Here is a 17,441-nt window from a genome sequence, read left to right as displayed (position 1 = left end):
CTGCGGGGGTTTTCGTTTGGCCAAATACTTGCAGACACCTGCTACCCGCTCAGGCGATTCGATGCGGTTGTATTTATAGCGCGTCTGCAACTATTGTCGACGCCTGTAAGCGTTACATGCAATCGCCTGGAAGGTACTTCCCATGCCTCTCGCGCTCCTGGCCCTGGCCATCGGGGCCTTCGGGATCGGCACCACGGAATTCGTGATCATGGGCGTGCTGCCCGAGGTCGCGGGTGACTTCGGCGTCTCCATCCCCACCGCCGGCTGGCTCGTGTCCGGCTATGCCCTGGGCGTCGTATTCGGTGCGCCTGTGCTGACGGTCCTGGGCACCAAGGTCTCCCGCAAGAAGATGCTCATGTTCCTCATGGGCCTGTTCGTGGTGGGCAACACCCTGTCCGCGTTCGCCCCCACCTTCGGCGTCATGCTCGTCGGCCGGGTGATCGCCTCCCTCGCGCACGGTGCGTTCTTCGGCATCGGCTCCGTGGTCGCGGCCGGTGTGGTAGCGCCGGAGAAGAAGGCGTCCGCGATCTCCCTGATGTTCACGGGCCTGACCGTCGCCAACGTCGTGGGCGTCCCGCTGGGGACGTACATCGGCCAGGCTGCCGGATGGCGGGTCACCTTCACCGCGATCGCCTCGCTCGGCATCGCGGGCCTCGTCGGGGTGGCGAAGCTGGTGCCCGAGCCGGGCCGTCCGGAGTCCGGCACCATCCGTACCGAGTTCGCCGCCTTCCGCAACGTGCAGGTGTGGATCGCGATGGCGATGACGGTCCTCGGCTTCGGCGGGGTGTTCGCCGCGATCACCTACATCACGCCGATGATGACCGAGGTCGCCGGTTACTCGGCCGGTGCGGTGACCTGGCTGCTGGTGCTGTTCGGGGCCGGGATGTTCCTGGGCAACCTGGTGGGCGGCCGGTTCGCCGACCGTGCCCTCATGCCCATGCTGTTCACCGCGCTCGGTGCCCTGTCCCTGGCGCTGCTGCTGTTCACGGCGACCGCCCACAACAAGGTCCTCGCCGCCATCACCCTGACGCTGATCGGTGCGCTGGGCTTCGCCTCCGTGCCCCCGCTGCAGAAGTGGGTGCTCGACCAGGCCTCGGCCGCCCCGACGCTGGCCTCCGCCGCCAACATCGGCGCCTTCAACCTCGGCAACGCGCTGTCCGCCTGGCTCGGCGGCCTCGTCATCTCGGCCGGCCTCGGCTACACGGCACCGAACTGGGTCGGCGCCCTGCTGGCCGGCAGCGCGCTGCTCCTGTCCTTCCTGGCGGCCTCCCTCGACCGCCGCACCCGTCCGACGGGCCGGGTCGTGGCCACGTCCGCACCCGCCGAGCACACCCCGGCCGCCACACGGCACTGATCCGCCAACTCGCTTGGAGCACAACGCACCTGACCCTCGCCGCCCCCGTCACCCTCGACAACGACGTCGAGATCCCCCAGCTCGGCCGCGGCGTCTTCCCGGTCCCGATCCCGAGACCACCGCAGCGGTGAACACCGCACTGGAAGCCGGATACCGCAGCACCGACAGGGCCTCCGTCCACGGCAACGAAGCCGGCGTCGGCGCCGCGCCCGCCTCCTCCGGCCAGGTGCACCTCACCCACGGACTCACGCCGGACCACGACCTGTACCGGGAGTCCTGCCAGGCCATCGAGAAGCCTGCGGGCCGACGGGCGGCTCCGCGCGGCCGGTGGCTCCGACTTCCAGCCCGCCCAGCCGCGGGAGGCAGCGCGCTGGTGCCGGCCGTCAACCAGATCGAACTGCACCCCGGCCGCCGGCAGCGTGAACTGCGCGCCGAGCCGGCGCTGACGGACATCGCCGAGCGGTACGGCAAGTCGCCGATGCAGGTGGTGCTGCGCCGGCACCTCCAGCTCCGCAACGTGATGATCCCGAAGGCCGTCACACCCGCCCGCATCCGCGAGAACATCGACGTCTTGGACTTCGCCCTCGGCGCGGAGGAGCCCGGCCGCGATCGCCGCCCTGGACCGGGGGCCGCGCACCGGCCGCGACCCGGACCCGCTCACCTGACCGTCACTGGGCCCATTTCGGGGTCCAGGTGTCGGCGTCCCGCCGGGCGGTGCCGAGGTGGGCGCGGAGCGAGGCCAGGGCCGGGTGCGGGTTGTCGGCGCGCCAGATCATCGAGTGCGGGTAGACGGGCGTCGGGTCGCGCAGGGGAATGCGGCGCAGGTCGTGGTCGGCCGGCCAGACCATGCGGGTCTGTACCCCGACGAAGGTGGCGAGCAGCGAGGAGTCGGCGATGGTGTCGAGGAGCGGTTCGGTGCCGAAGTCGGGGCCGGTGACCTCGATGGTGAAGCCGAAGGCCGCGGCCAGGTCGTCGTAGTAGGCGGCCCATTCGGTGCCCGCGACGTTGCCGGGCATCCAGATCCGGTGCCCGGACAGCTGGGCCGGGGTGACGGCGCGGGCCGAGGCGAGCGCGTGCCGGGGTCCGGTGAGGAGTTCGAGGGGCTCGTCGTGGACGCGGGCCGCCTCGATGCCCTCGGGCAGCTGCCGGGCGGGAATCGTGAGCGCGCGGAAGGACGCGTCGATGGTGCCGGAGCGCACCGCGGAGATCGCCGCGTCGGCGTCGAAGAGCGTCACGACGTCGAGGGCCGTGTCCGGGTGGGCGCGGTGGAAGTCCCGGATCAGGTCGGCCGGGGCGAGCCGACGGCCGATCACGTCGACGCGCAGGGCACGGCGGCCGGGCCGTACGGAGGCCGCGGCGCGTTCCTCGGCCTGCAGCAGTTCGCGGGCATGGGGCAGGAAGACCTGGCCGTCGACGGTGAGCTGGGCGCCCCGCGCCGTGCGGGTGAACAGCCGCGCGCCGAGGTCCTTCTCCAGCGCGGCGACCCGCTTGGAGACGGCCTGCTGGGTGACGTCCAGGCCGAGGGCGGCCTCCCGGAACTGTCCGGCGTCCGCGACGGCCACGAAAGTGCGCACTGCGTCGATGTCCACGCGAGTGCGCACTGCGTCGATGTCCACGCGCCCTTTTCTACAACGCCCTGTTGCCGGTGGTCCTACAACTACCGGTTGTCGGACGACCGGCGCGTCGGTTGTTTGCCCCCGTGCCGCGTGACCGGCTTTGATGTCGCCGGTCAGGATTCGGGCGGACGGGGAGACCGGCATGCGGGGCGGGCGGGCGCTGGGGCGGCAGTTCGGATGGCTGTGGGGGGCTTACACGGTCAGCGCGATCGGGACATGGCTCGCCTTCGACGCGTTCTCGCTGATAGCGGTGATCGTGCTGCATGCCGGGGCGACCGAGGTGGCGGTGCTGTCGGCGGCCGGGCTCGCGGTGGGGGCGGTGGTGGCGACGCCGCTCGGACCGTGGATGGAGTTCCGTCGCAAGCGGCCCGTGATGATGTTCATGGATCTGGTCCGCTGTGGGGTGCTGCTGACCATTCCGGTCGCCTTCGCGCTCGGTGCGCTCACCTTCGTACAACTTCTGGTTGTGTCGATCGTCGTCGGAGCGGCCGACATCAGCTTCACCGCGGCGAGCGGATCCTTCGTCAAATCGCTGCTGCCGCCGGAGGACCTGCTCGCCGCGAACGCACGGTTCGAGGCCACCCAGTGGACCGCGACCATCCTGGGGCCGCCCCTGGGCGGGGCCGCGATGGGCCTGTTCGGGCCGGTGATGACCGTGGTGGCCAATGCGGTGAGCTTCCTGCTGTCGGCCATCGGGATCCGCGCGATCGGCGGGACCGAGACGCATCCCGTACGGCCGGCCTCGGCACCCGGACAGGCACCGGTCGGCAGCCTGCTCGAAGGATGGCGGTACATCCTGTCCCATCCGACGCTGCGGCCCCTGTTCTTCAACACGGTGCTGTACAACGCCCTGATCATGGTGTCGCTTCCGCTGCTCGCCGTGCTGATGGTCGGCGATCTAGGCTTCGCGGCCTGGCAGTACGGCCTGGCCTTCTCCCTACCCAGCATCGGCGGCCTGATCGGCTCACGGCTGGCCCGTCGGCTCGTGCCGCGGTTCGGTGAGCGCCGGGTGCTGCTCGTCGCGGGGACGCTGCGCGCGTGCTGGCCGATCGGCCTCGCCTTCGTCGGGCGCGGCACGGCGGGGCTGGTGCTCGTCATGGTCGTGGAGCTGGGCGTGATCATGTCGTGTGCCGTCTTCAACCCGGTGTACTCCACCATTCGGCTGCGGCAGACGGACCCGGGCCGGGTGGCGCGTGCGCTCTCCGCATGGTCGGTCACCACCAAGGCGACGACCGCCGCGATGACCGCCCTGTGGGGCCTGCTGGCCGGCCTGACCGGCCCCCGCGCGGCGATCGCTCTCGCCGGTGTCCTCGTCCTGGCCACGCCGCTGCTGCTGCCCCGCCGTATCGCGGACCCCGCGAAGATGGCGCAGCCGAGCGTCGACGAAGCGGCCTGAGCGGCCGGCTCCGATCCGTCGGGTTCCGTGAGGAGTTGCCGCTCATCGCGGCGGGCAAGGTGAGGAAGGACCAACTGCGATGAGGACGGACGGGAGCCGCGATCCGGCCCCCGCCGGCGAAACGGAGATCCCTTCTGATGACGAACCACGCGGCCGGGCTGACGACGGACCTGTCACTCGATCAGATCGAGCGCCTCGACGACGAGATCATCGCGCTCCTCGCACGCCGCCGGGCGATGGCCCGGGAACTCCCGCCCCCGGCCCGCGCCCGCGCCGCCGATCCGGCCTTCGCGGAGACGGTACGAGGCATAACGGGCCGCTACCGGAGGGAACTCGGCGGCGCGGGCGAACTGGTGGCCCGCGCGGTGATGGTGCTGTGCGATCCCGGGCGGGACATCTGAGTCCGAGCGAGCTGAGACTTCCAAGGAACCGCAGCTTCGCGCTCACGGCCTTCTGCAACCCGCTCACAGGCCCACGTCGCGGCTGCGGATGTCGTCCAGGGACTCCCTGCGTACGAGGAGCCGGGCACGACCGGCGCGCACCGCGGTGACGGGTGGGCGGCCGACGAGGTTGTAGCCGGAGGCCATGGAGAGGTGGTAGGCGCCGGCGACGGGGACGGCGAGCAGGTCTCCGGGGCGTACGTCCGCGGGGAGTTCGACGTCGGCGGCGAGCACGTCGCCGGCCTCGCAGTGCCGGCCGACGACGGTGACCGGCGCCCGGTCGGCGGTGATGGGGCGGCCGATGAGCCGGGGCGCGTGGTGCACTCCGTACAGGGCCGGGCCCGGGTTGTCGCTCATGCCGCCGTCGACGGCGACGTGCGCGCGACCGCCGGTGCGCTTGACGACGAGCACGCGACAGAGAGCGATGCCCGCGGGTCCGGCGATGGCCCGCCCCGGTTCGATGATCAGGCGGGGCACGGGCAGCTGGCCGCCGTGCACGCCTCGGTGAGCTCGGCACGGACCTTGCGGGTGGTCCGGGCCGCGCGAGTGGGGCGCCCCGAACGCGGGGAGGCGGAACGGGACGCATCGATGACGCCATGCCAGCCCGCCCCGATGACTCGCCGTCTCATGACGCAACGCTGACGCGCCTCGGGCAAACCCTGACGTGGCGCTGACGTCGGGGCGGCGACGGCCGCCTGGCCCTCAGCCCGCCGCATTGTTGTGTACAAAGTCTCGCCAGGGTCCCGATGTCTGCTCCGACACATCGCGATGGTGCGCCAAGACACAGGTCAGGGCACTGACGACAGCGTTGACAGGGCCACGGATTCGGCCGTACAAATCTGGGCGGAGGCAGGTACCTAACCCTTGGGGGCCCGTTGACCGTCGCCCGTGCCCTCCCCCAGTGGGTCCGTGAGTACCGCCCGGCGACCGGCCTGGAAGGCATGTTTTCCCGGCCGCACGTGGCGGCCGCGGCGCTGTTCGACGACTATCCGGGCTTCGACAGCTTCACGGACGACGCGGTGCGGCGTCCGGCGGCGCAGACACTCGTCCCGTACATCCCCTACGAGGGCCAGGAGACATGACGGTGCACCAGCTTCCCCTGACGGGCATCACGGTGGTCAGCCTGGAGCAGGCCGTGGCCGCTCCCTACGCCACCCGGCAGCTCGCCGATCTCGGCGCCCGGGTCATCAAGGTGGAGCGGCCGGGCGAGGGCGACTTCGCACGCCGTTACGACACGACGGTGCACGGCCACTCCAGCTATTTCGTCTGGCTCAACCGCTCCAAGGAGTCCCTCACCCTGGACCTGAAGGACCCGCGGGGCATGGAGATCCTGCACCGACTCCTCGACGGCGCCGACGTGTTCGTGCAGAATCTCGCGCCCGGCGCCACCGACCGGCTGGGCCTCGGCGTCGACGCACTCGCCGACCGCTACCCGCGGCTGATCCCGTGCACGATCTCCGGCTACGGCACCAGCGGGCCGTGGGCCGACCGCAAGTCGTACGACCTGCTGGTGCAGTGCCAGACCGGCCTGGTCTCGCTGACCGGAACCGCGGACGAGACGGCGCGTGTCGGGATCTCGGTCGCCGACATCGCCGCCGGGATGTACGCCTACACGGGCGTCCTCACCGCCCTCTACACGCGAGCCACCACCGGCCGGACGCACCCGGTGGAGGTGTCCCTGTTCGAGGCGCTGGCGGAGTGGATGGGCCAGCCTGCGAACTACACGCGCTACGGCGGCAGTCAGCCCGCCCGGCTCGGCACCCACCACGCCACCATCGCACCGTACGGCGCCTTCACGACGGCCGACGGCAAGCAGGTGCTGTTCTCCATCCAGAACGAGCGCGAGTGGGCCGTCCTGTGTGCGGACTTCCTCGGCCGACCGGCGTTGACGGATGATCCGCGCTTCGCGACGGGCTCCGACCGCGTGGCACACCGCGACGAGATCAACGCGATCGTCGCCGAGCGCTGCGCCCGCTCCGACGCCGAGGAGATCCTCAAGGACCTCGAGGACATCGGCATCGCGTGCGCCGGCGTCAACGACGTCGCCGCGTTCCTGGACCATCCGGTGCTGGCGGCCCGCGAGCGCTGGCGCGAGGTGGCCGTGCCCGGGGCGACGGTGCAGGCGCTGCTCCCCCCGGCCGACCTCGCGGGCATCCCCGCGCGCATGGATCCCGTCCCGGCGGTGGGCGAGCACACGGACGCGATCCTCACCGGCCTAGGCCTCTCCCCCGACGAGCTGCGGGCGCTGCGCGCCGACGCCGTCATCTGACCCTCGACGATGTGGAGTTGCGCCCCATGAGCGTCCTGGACCTCCTCTCCGACGACGAACGCCTCGTCGTCCGGACCGTGCGGGAGTTCGTCGACAAGGAGGTCAAGCCCGTCGTCCAGCAGCTGGAGCACACCGACACCTATCCCGAGAACCTCGTCGAGCGGATGAAGGAACTCGGCATCTACGGTCTGGCCGTCCCGGAGGAGTACGGCGGCAACCCTGTCTCCACACCCTGCTTCGTACTCGTCACCGAGGAACTCGCGCGCGGCTGGATGAGCCTGGCCGGAGCGATGGGCGGGCACACCGTCGTCTCCCGACTCCTGGTGCTGTACGGCACCCAGGAGCAGAAGCAGCGGTATCTGCCGAGGCTGGCGACCGGGGCGGTGCGCGCCACGATGGCGCTCACCGAGCCGGGCGGCGGCTCGGACCTCCAGGCGATGACGACGATCGCGCGCCGCGAGGGCGAGGAGTACGTCGTCAACGGGGCGAAGACCTGGATCACCAACTCCCGCCGCGCCGGCCTGATCGCGCTGCTGTGCAAGACCGACCCGGCCGCCAGCCCCCGCCATACGGGCATCTCGGTCCTGCTCTCCGAGCACGGCCCGGGCCTCGTCGTCTCCCGCGATCTGCCCAAGCTCGGCTACAAGGGCGTCGAGAGTTGCGAGTTGTCCTTCGAGGACTACCGCGTACCGGCCGACGCCCTGCTGGGCGGCGAGGAGGGCCACGGCTTCGCCCAGATGATGAAGGGGCTGGAGACCGGGCGGCTCCAGGTCGCCGCCCGGGCACTCGGCGTGGGGCGGGCGGCCCTGGAGGACTCGCTGCGCTACGCCCAGGAACGGGAGTCGTTCGGCAAACCGATCTGGCGCCACCAGTCCATCGGCAACTACCTCGCCGACATGGCGACCAAGCTCACGGCCGCCCGCCAACTGACGCTGTACGCGGCCCGGGAGGCCGACGCAGGGCGCCGGGTCGACATGGAGGCGGGCATGGCGAAGCTGTTCGCGTCGGAGACGGCGATGGAGATCGCGCTCAACGCGGTACGGATTCACGGTGGTTACGGCTACTCGACGGAGTTCGACGTGGAACGGTACTTCCGCGACGCACCCCTGATGATCGTCGGCGAGGGCACGAACGAGATCCAACGGAACGTGATCGCCGCACAGTTGGTGGCAAGGGGCGGTCTCGATGGCTGAGCAGCCGCAGCGGGAGAGCACCTACGCGCGGCTCGGAAGAGCGTTGCGGGCGGCGGTCCTGCGGAACGACTACCCGGACGGTGTCCGGCTGCCCACCGAGACGGAGCTGGCCGAGACCTACGGTGTGAGCCGGCAGACCGTGCGCCGGGCGTTCCAGGACCTCGTGGCCGAGGGACTGGTCTACCGGGTGCCCGGGCGCGGCACGTTCGCCACGTCCCGCGAGGAGCAGTACCTGCGGCAGTTCGGCTCGGTGGACGACCTGATGGGGCTGTCCATCGACACCCGTATGGACGTGGTCACGCCCCTGCACCGACGGGTCGACGTCGACGCGGCCGGACGACTGGGCCTGAACACGGACCGGGTGCACAAGCTGGCATTTCTACGGCTGCACGACGACGTCGCGTTCTGCCACACGTCGGTCTGGCTGCCGCCCGCCGTCGGCCAACTGCTGCAGTGCGTCGAGGAGTTGACGCTACCCGGCACACCGAACACCTTCACCGTCATCGGCCTGCTCGACCAGCGGCTGCCCGAACCGATCGCCGAGGCCGAGCAGAGCATCACCGTCGCCGAAGCCTCGCCGGAGATCGCCGAACACCTGGGCTGTGAACCGGGCCGGGCCCTGCTGCGCATCGACCGCGTCTACCAGACGGTCGCCGGGCAGCTCGTCGAACTGGCCATCAGCCACTTCCTGCCCGAGCACTACTCGTACCGCGTGCGGCTGCGCCGCGGCGGTCAATGACGGAGACGTCCGTACGTGTTGTTCTTGGCGGCCGACCACAGGCGGAGCTCCTTGAGCAGGCGTCGACGTCGGTGACGTAACTGTTGGCTCGCACCCACACGCTTCAGCTGCTCGCGGGTGGAGAAGCCGTTCCTCGGTGGGCGGCTTCTTGATGGCCGCGGCACGGCCCGGTATCACGCATGAGGTGCTGCAGAGGGTGCCGAGGCGACCGCCCCGGCACCCTCGTACGAGGGTTCAGACCGCCGCCGGCACAGCAGGCTCCTCCGCGGCTTCCAGCAGGTCCATGAGGCCGGCCCGGGCGCGGGCCACGCGGGAGCGGACCGTGCCGATCGGGCAGTCGCTGACCTCGGCGGCCTCTGCGTACGGGAGACCGACCAACTGGGTGAGGATGAACGCCTCCCGGCGCTCGTCGGGCAGCGCGGCCAGCAGGTCCAGCAGGGCGATGCCGTCGTCGAAGCCGGGCAGGTCGCACGGCTGGGACAGTTCGACGGCCAGTTGCCAGTCCGCTGCGTCGGAGAGGCGGGGGCGGGCGGCGGCGTGGCGGTAGCTGTCGATGACGGCCCGGCGGGCGATGGACAGCAGCCACGCACGCGCCGAGGAACGGCCCTCGAAGCGGTGCAGGCTGCCCAGTGCGCGCAGGAAGGTGTCCTGCGCGAGGTCGTCCACCGCCTGCGGGTCGGCGCACAAATGGGCGACGTAGCGCTGGACATCGCGCTGCAGGGCGCGCACGAACCGCTCGACGGCATCCGTATCGCCGCTCCGGGCGGCGAGCGCCCAGGCCGTGATCGACGCGTCGAGCGCCGCCGCTCTGTCCTGTGTGGCGCTCGAGGTCGGCAAGGCAGAGGTAATCACCTGGTGTCCTTCTCAGGTCGACCGTGATCCGGACCGGGGCGCGCGAGGGCGAGAGCGGTCCGGTGAGTGGGGGTACGGCCTACGGCACGAGGGCGCTACGGCGCCGGTGCGGCCGTACGGCCGTGGCCCGAGGCGCGCACGGGCAGCCTCGGGAAGCCGGCTGTCGTCAGGCGACAGCCGTCCCCACGGGAGGTCCCCGAGAGGTGATGGCGTCAACGAGTAGGAGGAGTCGGGGCTCGCGGTGCGAGCGGCGGCGCCTCAGGTCTGGGCGCGGGCGCTCCGGGGTGTCCGGCAGGGCGAGCAGCAGCCGCAGCGGGGCGGCCAGCCATCCGGCGACGGCCCGGACGATACGGAAGGCGGCCTTCTCGCCGTACGCCAACCACAGCCCGCACAGCAGCGCGGCCAAGAGGTGGGCGAGGAGCATGCCCACCGCCGACGAAGCGCCGGCCGCTGCATGACCCATGCGCCCCATGTGATCCATGTGGGCCATGTCCATGGAGTCCATGTGCATCGAGCCCATGCCGCTCATGTCCGTGGTGGCCGACGAGCCGGACGCCTCGGTCACCGACTGGGCGAGCGAGAACGCCTCGTGCAGCACCGTCTGGACGGCGACCACGACCGCCACGATCAACGGCAGCCCACGCTCCCGCCCCGCCAGGCACCAGCCGACGGCCCCGGTGGCGCCCGTTCCGGCGGCGAGCGCCCCGGCGGGCACATCGCTGCCGGACATCAGGATGTGGCCCAGGGCGGCGAGCAGCACGCAGACGGCCGCGAACACCGCGGCCCGTATCGTGCGAGAACACCACCCTGCTGTCATGGCGCCTCATGCTTGCATCCGGGCGTCACTCGTCATGCAGGGGTACGGAAACCGACAGGTGCCCCCACTCAATTCACACATGTGATCCACGCCACGGAAATCGACGGGCCTACCAGTGGAGCGCCGGTGCCCGGGTCGGTGGCGTGACCGTGAGATGCTGCATGAGCATCTCAGCTCCTGATCCTGGCGGGCGCTCGCGTCAGGCCGTTGGCCCCGTTCGCTTCGACGGGGCGAACCAGGCCGTTCCTTTCGGGTCAGCGGACGGAAGCAAGGGCGGGCACATGCCGAGGTTTTCTGGGGCCGAGCCCTCTACTCCGCCGCCACGATGCGCTCCACGGCGGCCGTCACCAGTTGTTCACGCTCCTCCTCCGTGAAGACGTCCGGCAAGGTGAGCTGCTCAACGATCAGCCAGTTCAGCGTCAGCATGAGCAGCTTGACGGCCGTGGCGTCGCCCGGGAGGCCGGAAGCCTCGTGATAGGCGATGTTGGCGTCGACGTCTGCTCGGACTCGCTCCGTGAGCACCTTGCGCAGTTCAGGGCGGCGGGTGGCCTCAAGGCGGAGTTCCAGCAGCGCGAGGTAGCCGGTACGGAAGGAGGCGACGCGGCCGACGAGTTCGCGCATCAGTTCAGCGTAGGTTTCCTGGTCGCGGCCGGCCGCCCGCTGGCGGGCGATCGTGGCCTCGTCCGGCTGGAGTCGCTCGTAAACCCGGGCGCCCGCTTGTGTGAACAGATCGTCGCGGCTGGCGAAGTAGTTGGACGCCGTGCCGGCGGGAACGATCGCCTCGGCATCCACGGCCCGGAAAGTCAGGCCTCGTGCGCCTTCCCGGGCCAGCACCTCGATCGCCGCGTCAACGAGGGCAGCGCGCCGCTGGTCGTTCCGTCTCACCATTGACACCACTCCAACTGTAGTACTACATTCAAACCACTTCAGTCAGAGTACTACGTGTGGGGGACCGCTGTGCGAAAGCTCGTGTACTACGTCGGCGTCACGCTCGACGGCCGCATCGCCGGCCCTTGCGGCGAGTTCGACTTCTTTCCGCAGGGCGAGGAGCAGCAGGCCGCCGACTACTCGACCTGGATGAACGCGCTGTACCCGGAGACCATCCCGACCGCTTACCGGGCGGCCGTTGGCGTCGCCGACGCGCCCAGCCGGCGTTTCGACACCGTCGTCATGGGGCTCGGCACCTACCGCCCCGCCCTCGACAACGGGATCACCAGCCCGTACGCGCACCTGCGCCAGTACGTGGTGTCCAGCACCCTGAAGCCGGACACCGACCCAGCCGTCACCGTCGTGCCGAACGACCCGCTTGCCCTCGTCCGCGAGCTCAAGGGCGAGGCAGGCGCCGGCCTGGACATCTGGCTCTGCGGAGGCGGCCGGCTCGCGGGCACCCTGCTGCCTGAGATCGACGAACTGCTGATCAAGACCTACCCGGTCATTGCCGGCACCGGAATCTCAGTGGTCGACGGTGCCTTCGACCCCACCGTCTTCGACGTCGCCGAACGCACCGCATTCACCAACGGGGTCACTCTCACCCGCCTCACCCGCCGCTAGGCGGTTCCGGTCCAGCAGGCGGACCAGAGAACGAAGCCTCGGGGATTCGGGGCGGTTTCGCACCGTGTCCGCCCCTCCACCTCGAATTCCTCGAACTTCTTTCCGGGCCGCGGGAACTGACCACGGAGGGAACGGCCGGAAGCCGGCTCCGGTCAAACGACCGGCGCGCGCCGCGTCACCACGGCAGTCGGCCGTTGATGTCGAAGAAGTCGCCGGTCGGGCCGTCGGGGCCGGTCTGTGCCAGGCGCACGATGATGCGGGCGGCCTGCTCGACGGTCTGGGTGCCCGTGTTGCCGTTGAGGTCCGTCTTGGTGAAGCCGGGCTCGACGGCGTTGATCCGCATGTTCGGGAACGCCTTCGCGAACTGCACGGTGAGCATGTTGACCGCGGTCTTGGACGCCGGGTAGGCGACGCCCGGGTAGAAGTGCGCGGGGTGGTCCGGGTCGGAGAGGTGGGTCAGCGAGGCGAGGCCACTGCTGACGTTGACCACGACCGGCGCGGCCGAGCGCTGCAGCAGGGGCAGGAAGGCGTGGGTCACGCGGACGACGCCGAAGACATTCGTCTCGAAGGTGTTGCGCATCTGGTCGGCGGTCAGGGTCTCGGCGGTGGGCACGCTGTTTCCCTCGCCGCGGGTCTCGATCCCGGCGTTGTTGATCAGTACGTCGAGTCCGCCGTCGGCCTCGATGGTCTTGGCCGCGGCCTCGACCGTGGCGTCGTCGGTGACGTCGAGCAGGACGAAGCGTGCGCCCAGCTCTTCGGCGGCCCGTCGTCCGCGCTCGGCGTCGCGGGCCCCCACGTACACGGTGTGGCCTGCGGCGATGAGCTGACGGGCGGTCTCGTGGCCGATGCCCTTGTTGGCTCCGGTGATCAGTGTTGTCGTCATGCGTCCAGACTGCGGCGGGTCATCCCGATCAGCCAGGAGACCCTTCTTCCTGGGACTCGTGGTACCAGGCACATGCGCGGGCCGCGGTGTTCACTGGGGGCATGACTGCGACGGAACTCGGACGGACGCTGCGGCGCTGGCGCGACCGGGTCGCTCCGGAGGCGGCGGGGCTGCCCTCCGGCGGCCATCGGCGGGCGGCCGGTCTGCGGCGCGAGGAGCTGGCCCTGCTTGCCGGGATCTCGGTCGACTACATCACGCGTCTCGAGCAGGGGCGGGCGGCCAACCCCTCGGGGCAGGTCGTCGAGGCGCTGGCCCGGGCGCTGCGACTGTCCGGGGACGAGCGCACGTATCTGTTCCGTCTTGCTGAGTTGGTGCCGCCGGGTCCTGACGTGGTGCCCGGGTTCATCACCCCGAGCGTCCAGCGGCTCCTTGACCGGTTGGTGGACACGCCCGTCGCGGTTTCCGACGCGGCCATGACGCTGCTGCTGGCCAACCCGATGTATGCGGCGCTGATGGGCGACCCGTCCGGCCTGCGCGGGTTCGAACGCAACGGCGTGTGGCGCAACTTCCTCGGGTTTCCTAGCCGGGTGCGGCACACCCCGGAGGAGTGGAGAGCCTTCCAGGTCGGCATGGTCGCGGAGCTGCGGACGACCGCCGCCCGCTATCCCGGCGACCATCAACTACGGCGCCTCATAACGGAGTTGCGTTCGAAGAGCGAGCAGTTCGCTGAGCTCTGGGACGCGGGCGTCGTCGGCCGGCTGGCGGCCTCGCGCAAGACCGTCGAGCACCCGCAGGTGGGTGTGCTCACGCTGGACTGCGACCTGCTGCGGGTGGAGGAGAACGACCTGCACATCCTCGTCTACTCGGCGGAACCGGGCACCGAGGCCGCCGAGAAGCTGGATCTCATCTCCGTGATCGGCACGCAGAACCTGGCCGGGAAGGTCTAGCGGAGCGTCTCCTCGGCCAGGGCTCCGACGGAGGTCGAGCGGGGCTACTGCGCGAACGGACGCCGCGTGACCCCCTGAGCGCCGGGCGCGAGAGCTCGACGTATCGCCCGGGTGACGATCGGCGGCAGCAGGTCCACGCCGATACGGCGGACCCGGGAGCGGGGACGACGGCGCGCGGAGGCCGCAGGGGCGGCGGAAGCGGTGGCAGGGGCCGACGCCGGGGATGTGGGCAGCTCGGGCGCCGTGTAGTACCGGGAGCGCGGGAAGGGCGGCGGCTGCATCCCCTTCTGGGCGCGAGTGCGGACCAGGCAGTGCCCCGCGGCCTCCTGGACGCTCAGGCCGACGTCCGTACGGTCCCTGAGCATCGCCAGCAGTTCCTCCTGCACGGGCTGCGGGTCACCCCAGGTGCCGTACAGCTTCTGGGTGCTGAGACAGATGGGGCGCAGTCCGCGGTTGAGCACGGCCTCCCAGGTGGCGACCGAGACGCCGGGGGTGTGCTCGGAGCGGAAGTCGTCGAGGACGACAATGCCGTCGGGCACGAGCAGATCGCGGGCCGCGCCGATGTCGTCGTGGACGTGCTCGTACAGGTGCGAGGCGTCGATGTGGACGAAGCGGCAGCTGCCGGGGGCCACTTCCTTCGAGATCACGGAGGTGGGGGCCTCGATCACCCTGGGCAGGGCGTCGTGGAAGGAGAGGTAGTTGCGCTCGAAGGCCTGTCGGGTGAGCGAGGAGTACGACTTCGCCGTCTCGGCCTGGTTGGCTCCGTCGGGGGCGTCGCCGCCGAAGAGGTCGCAGACGGTGAACTCCTCGCCGTCCTGGCGGTGTTGGCCGAGCAGGATCGCGCTCTTGCCCATGTAGGCGCCGAGTTCCAGCAGGTCGCCCCGGAACCCACGCGTCTCCTGACGCTCGAGGAACCAGGTGAACAGGACCTGGTCCAACGGCGGAAACCAGCCCGGGACGTCTTTCAGCTCGCCGGGATTGTTGTCAGTTGCTTGTGCAGTCGCCATGAAAGGGAACCTACTCACTGGGGCCCGAACAAATGGTCGCCCACTTGAACGTCCAGTGAACAGCTCGTCGCATGATCGCGCTCATGCAGTGGGGGCGCGCAACGGACGGACGAGAGTCCACGCCGGCGGAAGTCGAGGGGCGTGCTGCGCCCGGTGGGGAGTTGCGGCTGTCGGTGACCCAGGCGCCCATGGTCGGTACCGCACACGCCGTCCGGCGCTGTCGAGGTCGTTCGAGGGTGAGGCGGGGCCCCGGTGCAGGCCGCTCAGTCGGTCGGCGTCGTCCGGGTGCAGCACGTAGCTGGAGCCGGTCCGGGAACCCGCACCAGGGGCCGACGGCGGGCGTCGGCTGCGCGGTAGATCCCTCCGCCGGGGACCGTTCGATGGCCTGGTCGTCTGGCCGGTCTGCCGGGGCCCCTTTTGCGGGCCCCAGCCCCGTACCGGAGGCGCCTGGTCCAGACCGAACCGCTCAGCCGGCCCGTCCCGTCACAACCGGGCGCCGGGAAAACCGTCCCCGGGGCCGGCCGGGCGGCCGGACTCCCACACGCGCTCGAACTCGGCCTGGAAGTGCTCGTACCAGTGGCCGTCGCGCCCCGGCCTCACCGTGAAGACGGCGTCGCCGCTGGCGGAGCTGTGGGAGTACAGGTCGACGTGGACGACGCCGTTCGACCGTCCGGGGTCCAGGAGCATCAGCCCGTGGGCCGGCACGAAGGGCAGGAACCTGACCTCGACCCTGCCGTCCGCTCCCGGCCTCTCCACGAGTTCCTTGAGCAGGTCGATCGAGGGGCGCAACCGGTTCTCGTAGACCTCGGGCCGGTCGGCGATGGTGCTGCGCCGGGCGGCCTCGGCGGGTGCCGTGGACGTGGGGTCGATGAGTGCAATTTTGATGACTGCGCCGGCCGCGGCGCGGTGTTCCAGTTCGTCGACGAGGTTGCGCAGGGTGCGGGCGAGGGTGATGCCGACGATCCGGATGTCCCGTGCGGCGCGGACCTGTTCGACGGCCTCGGGCTTGTCCCTGCTGAAGAAGTCCGCCGCGGAGACGTCCCCGGAGCGGCCGGCCCGGACCTCCGCGGCCAGGTCGGCGATCTGACGCCGGCTGCCCAGCAGGCTCCCGGCCAGCAGGGCGAGCGTCGCCAGGGTGGCGGCGGCGAGGACCTTGCCACCGGCCACGTCGAACACGCCCAGTACGGCGAGGGTCAGGGAGAGGAGAGCCGTGACGTACAGCTCCAGGTTCTCTCCGGCGGAGAGGTCGCCGCGCAGTCGCCGTAGGAAACGCATGCCGATCATCGTCGGCAGCCCGGCGGTATCCGTCAACGCCGCGGCAAGGGCGGTCAGGTGGACTCGCGCACCACCAGCCGGCACGGCACCGTGTGCACTCCGGGCACCGCCTCGGAGTCGATGGCCTCCAGCAGTTTCAGGGCGGCGATCCGGCCGATCTCGGTGAGGTCCATGTCGATCGTGGTCAGCGGCGGGCGGCAGGCCAGGGCCATGGTGTCCCAGTTGTCGTAGCCGACGACGGCGATCCGGCCGGGTACGGCCACGCCGCGCTCGCGCAGTGCGTCGGCGACGCCTCGTGCGATCAGGTCGTTGCCGCAGAAGACGGCGTCCGTGTCGGGGGCCGTGCGCAGGACGGCGTCGGCGGCCCGGCGGCCCCAGGCCTCGCTCCATTCCCCGAAGTGGACGCGGCCGGTGGAGAGTTGGAGGGAGGAGCGCTCCAGCAGGTCGACGGCGTGGCGGGCGCGTTCACGGGCGGCCGCGTGGTGTTCGGGGCCGGTGACATGGGCGATTTTCGTGCGGCCGGTGGCTAGCAGATGTTCGACGGCCAGGTGGGCGCCGCCCCGGTCGTCCGAGACCACGGAGGTGTCGGAGCGGTCGGTGGACGGGGAGAGTGCGTAGACGACCGGGATGCCGTGGAGGCCCTTCAGGGGCGGGCGCGGGTCCGTGCGCCGGCCGGTGACGATGATGCCGTCGACCCGGCGGTCCATGAGGTTGCGCAGGTGGTGCTGCTCGCGGATGGTGTCGCCCCGGGTGTCGCACAGCAGGACCGAGATCTTCCCCGCACCGAGCGCGTCCTCGGCGCCCAGCAGCACGGGCGTGCTGAAGCGGCCGATGCCGTCCGTCGTCATCAGCCCGACCGTCCAACTGCGCCCCGTGTGCAGGCTCTGCGCATGCTGGTTGGGGCGGAAGCCGAGCGTCTCCACGGCGTCCAGCACCCGCTGCCGGGTCTCCGGGCGCATCCGGCCGCTGCCGCTCAGCGCCTTGGATGCCGTGCCGACGCTCACCCCGGCGAGGGCGGCGACGTCGGCGAGCTTCGCGCGGCCGGCGGAGATGGATCGCGGAGCGGCTTCGGTCACGGGCAATCCTTTTCTCAGTGCTGGAC

17 protein-coding genes and 2 pseudogenes are annotated in these 17,441 nt (G+C 70.8%); 10 read left to right on the top strand and 9 right to left on the bottom strand.

Annotated elements, in window-relative coordinates; genetic code table 11:
* Positions 1-142 precede the first annotated feature (142 nt).
* A complete protein-coding gene (locus tag ACIBW9_RS26130; RefSeq protein WP_398958939.1) occupies positions 143-1,354 on the top strand; it encodes an MFS transporter in 1,212 nt (403 codons plus the stop codon).
* A 29-nt stretch (positions 1,355-1,383) separates the two neighbouring features.
* A pseudogene (locus tag ACIBW9_RS26125) lies at positions 1,384-2,019 on the top strand (aldo/keto reductase).
* A gap of 3 nt (positions 2,020-2,022) precedes the next feature.
* On the opposite strand, the gene ACIBW9_RS26120 reads toward ACIBW9_RS26125, so the two are convergent.
* Positions 2,023-2,943 (bottom strand): LysR family transcriptional regulator, encoded by a 921-nt coding sequence (locus tag ACIBW9_RS26120; RefSeq protein WP_398959675.1) that lies wholly within the window; start codon positions 2,941-2,943, stop codon positions 2,023-2,025.
* A 169-nt stretch (positions 2,944-3,112) separates the two neighbouring features.
* Here ACIBW9_RS26120 and ACIBW9_RS26115 point away from each other — a divergent pair, with 169 nt between their 5' ends.
* Both ACIBW9_RS26115 and ACIBW9_RS26110 read left to right on the top strand, forming a co-directional pair.
* Complete coding sequence (locus ACIBW9_RS26115; protein ID WP_398958937.1) at positions 3,113-4,366, top strand: MFS transporter; 1,254 nt, start codon at positions 3,113-3,115, stop codon at positions 4,364-4,366.
* Positions 4,367-4,503: 137 nt separating this feature from the next.
* Positions 4,504-4,767 (top strand): hypothetical protein, encoded by a 264-nt coding sequence (locus tag ACIBW9_RS26110; protein WP_398958935.1) that lies wholly within the window; start codon positions 4,504-4,506, stop codon positions 4,765-4,767.
* A 63-nt stretch (positions 4,768-4,830) separates the two neighbouring features.
* Here the strand turns inward: ACIBW9_RS26110 and ACIBW9_RS26105 are convergent.
* Positions 4,831-5,411, bottom strand: a pseudogene (locus ACIBW9_RS26105) (diaminopimelate decarboxylase family protein); the annotation flags it as partial.
* A gap of 270 nt (positions 5,412-5,681) precedes the next feature.
* Between ACIBW9_RS26105 and ACIBW9_RS26100 the strand changes: the two are divergent.
* Genes ACIBW9_RS26100 through ACIBW9_RS26085 form a run of 4 tightly spaced genes read left to right on the top strand, consistent with a single transcriptional unit; the run spans position 5,682 to position 9,007 of the window.
* Positions 5,682-5,888: a hypothetical protein gene (locus tag ACIBW9_RS26100; protein ID WP_398958933.1), complete on the top strand. Its 207-nt coding sequence runs from the start codon at positions 5,682-5,684 to the stop codon at positions 5,886-5,888.
* The gene (locus tag ACIBW9_RS26095; protein ID WP_398958931.1) at positions 5,885-7,075 is read left to right on the top strand and encodes a CaiB/BaiF CoA transferase family protein; all 1,191 of its coding nucleotides are present in this window, start codon (positions 5,885-5,887) and stop codon (positions 7,073-7,075) included. Before ACIBW9_RS26100 ends, ACIBW9_RS26095 begins: the two co-directional genes overlap by 4 nt.
* A 26-nt stretch (positions 7,076-7,101) precedes the next feature.
* Positions 7,102-8,268: an acyl-CoA dehydrogenase family protein gene (locus ACIBW9_RS26090; protein WP_398958928.1), complete on the top strand. Its 1,167-nt coding sequence runs from the start codon at positions 7,102-7,104 to the stop codon at positions 8,266-8,268.
* A complete protein-coding gene (locus ACIBW9_RS26085) occupies positions 8,261-9,007 on the top strand; it encodes a GntR family transcriptional regulator (protein ID WP_398958926.1) in 747 nt (248 codons plus the stop codon). The genes ACIBW9_RS26090 and ACIBW9_RS26085 overlap by 8 nt, the downstream gene beginning before the upstream one ends.
* A 234-nt stretch (positions 9,008-9,241) precedes the next feature.
* Here ACIBW9_RS26085 and ACIBW9_RS26080 read toward each other — a convergent pair whose 3' ends face one another.
* The 3 genes from ACIBW9_RS26080 to ACIBW9_RS26070 all read right to left on the bottom strand — a co-directional run bounded on the left by ACIBW9_RS26080 (position 9,242) and on the right by ACIBW9_RS26070 (position 11,564).
* Positions 9,242-9,859, bottom strand: a complete 618-nt coding sequence (locus tag ACIBW9_RS26080) for a sigma-70 family RNA polymerase sigma factor (protein ID WP_398958924.1) — start codon at positions 9,857-9,859, stop codon at positions 9,242-9,244.
* Positions 9,860-10,025: 166 nt separating this feature from the next.
* Entirely contained in the window at positions 10,026-10,676 is a 651-nt protein-coding gene (locus ACIBW9_RS26075) for a hypothetical protein (RefSeq protein ID WP_398958922.1), read from the bottom strand.
* 309 nt (positions 10,677-10,985) lie between these two features.
* Positions 10,986-11,564, bottom strand: a complete 579-nt coding sequence (locus ACIBW9_RS26070; RefSeq protein WP_398958920.1) for a TetR/AcrR family transcriptional regulator — start codon at positions 11,562-11,564, stop codon at positions 10,986-10,988.
* Positions 11,565-11,633: 69 nt separating this feature from the next.
* On the opposite strand from ACIBW9_RS26070, the gene ACIBW9_RS26065 reads away from it, so the two are divergent.
* Positions 11,634-12,227, top strand: coding sequence for a dihydrofolate reductase family protein (locus ACIBW9_RS26065; RefSeq protein WP_398958918.1), 594 nt, complete (start codon positions 11,634-11,636; stop codon positions 12,225-12,227).
* A gap of 175 nt (positions 12,228-12,402) precedes the next feature.
* Here ACIBW9_RS26065 and ACIBW9_RS26060 read toward each other — a convergent pair whose 3' ends face one another.
* The gene (locus tag ACIBW9_RS26060; RefSeq protein ID WP_398958917.1) at positions 12,403-13,110 is read right to left on the bottom strand and encodes an SDR family oxidoreductase; all 708 of its coding nucleotides are present in this window, start codon (positions 13,108-13,110) and stop codon (positions 12,403-12,405) included.
* Positions 13,111-13,211: 101 nt separating this feature from the next.
* Here ACIBW9_RS26060 and ACIBW9_RS26055 point away from each other — a divergent pair, with 101 nt between their 5' ends.
* Positions 13,212-14,057 carry a helix-turn-helix transcriptional regulator gene (locus ACIBW9_RS26055; RefSeq protein WP_398958915.1) on the top strand — a complete coding sequence of 282 codons (846 nt, stop codon included), beginning with the start codon at positions 13,212-13,214 and terminating at the stop codon, positions 14,055-14,057.
* Between the two features lie 44 nt (positions 14,058-14,101).
* Here the strand turns inward: ACIBW9_RS26055 and ACIBW9_RS26050 are convergent, their stop codons facing one another.
* The 3 genes from ACIBW9_RS26050 to ACIBW9_RS26040 all read right to left on the bottom strand — a co-directional run bounded on the left by ACIBW9_RS26050 (position 14,102) and on the right by ACIBW9_RS26040 (position 17,415).
* Positions 14,102-15,064: a class I SAM-dependent methyltransferase gene (locus tag ACIBW9_RS26050; protein WP_398958913.1), complete on the bottom strand. Its 963-nt coding sequence runs from the start codon at positions 15,062-15,064 to the stop codon at positions 14,102-14,104.
* 483 nt (positions 15,065-15,547) lie between these two features.
* Entirely contained in the window at positions 15,548-16,339 is a 792-nt protein-coding gene (locus tag ACIBW9_RS26045; RefSeq protein WP_398958911.1) for a hypothetical protein, read from the bottom strand.
* A 53-nt stretch (positions 16,340-16,392) separates the two neighbouring features.
* Positions 16,393-17,415 carry a LacI family DNA-binding transcriptional regulator gene (locus tag ACIBW9_RS26040; protein ID WP_398958909.1) on the bottom strand — a complete coding sequence of 341 codons (1,023 nt, stop codon included), beginning with the start codon at positions 17,413-17,415 and terminating at the stop codon, positions 16,393-16,395.
* Positions 17,416-17,441: the final 26 nt, after the last annotated feature.

The sequence above is a fragment of the Streptomyces sp. NPDC049541 genome, assembly GCF_044465725.1.
In the GTDB taxonomy this organism is placed as follows: Bacteria; Actinomycetota; Actinomycetes; order Streptomycetales; family Streptomycetaceae; genus Streptomyces.
The sequence above is the reverse complement of the archived record's forward strand: the minus strand, read 5'-3'. Positions and strand labels throughout refer to the sequence as shown.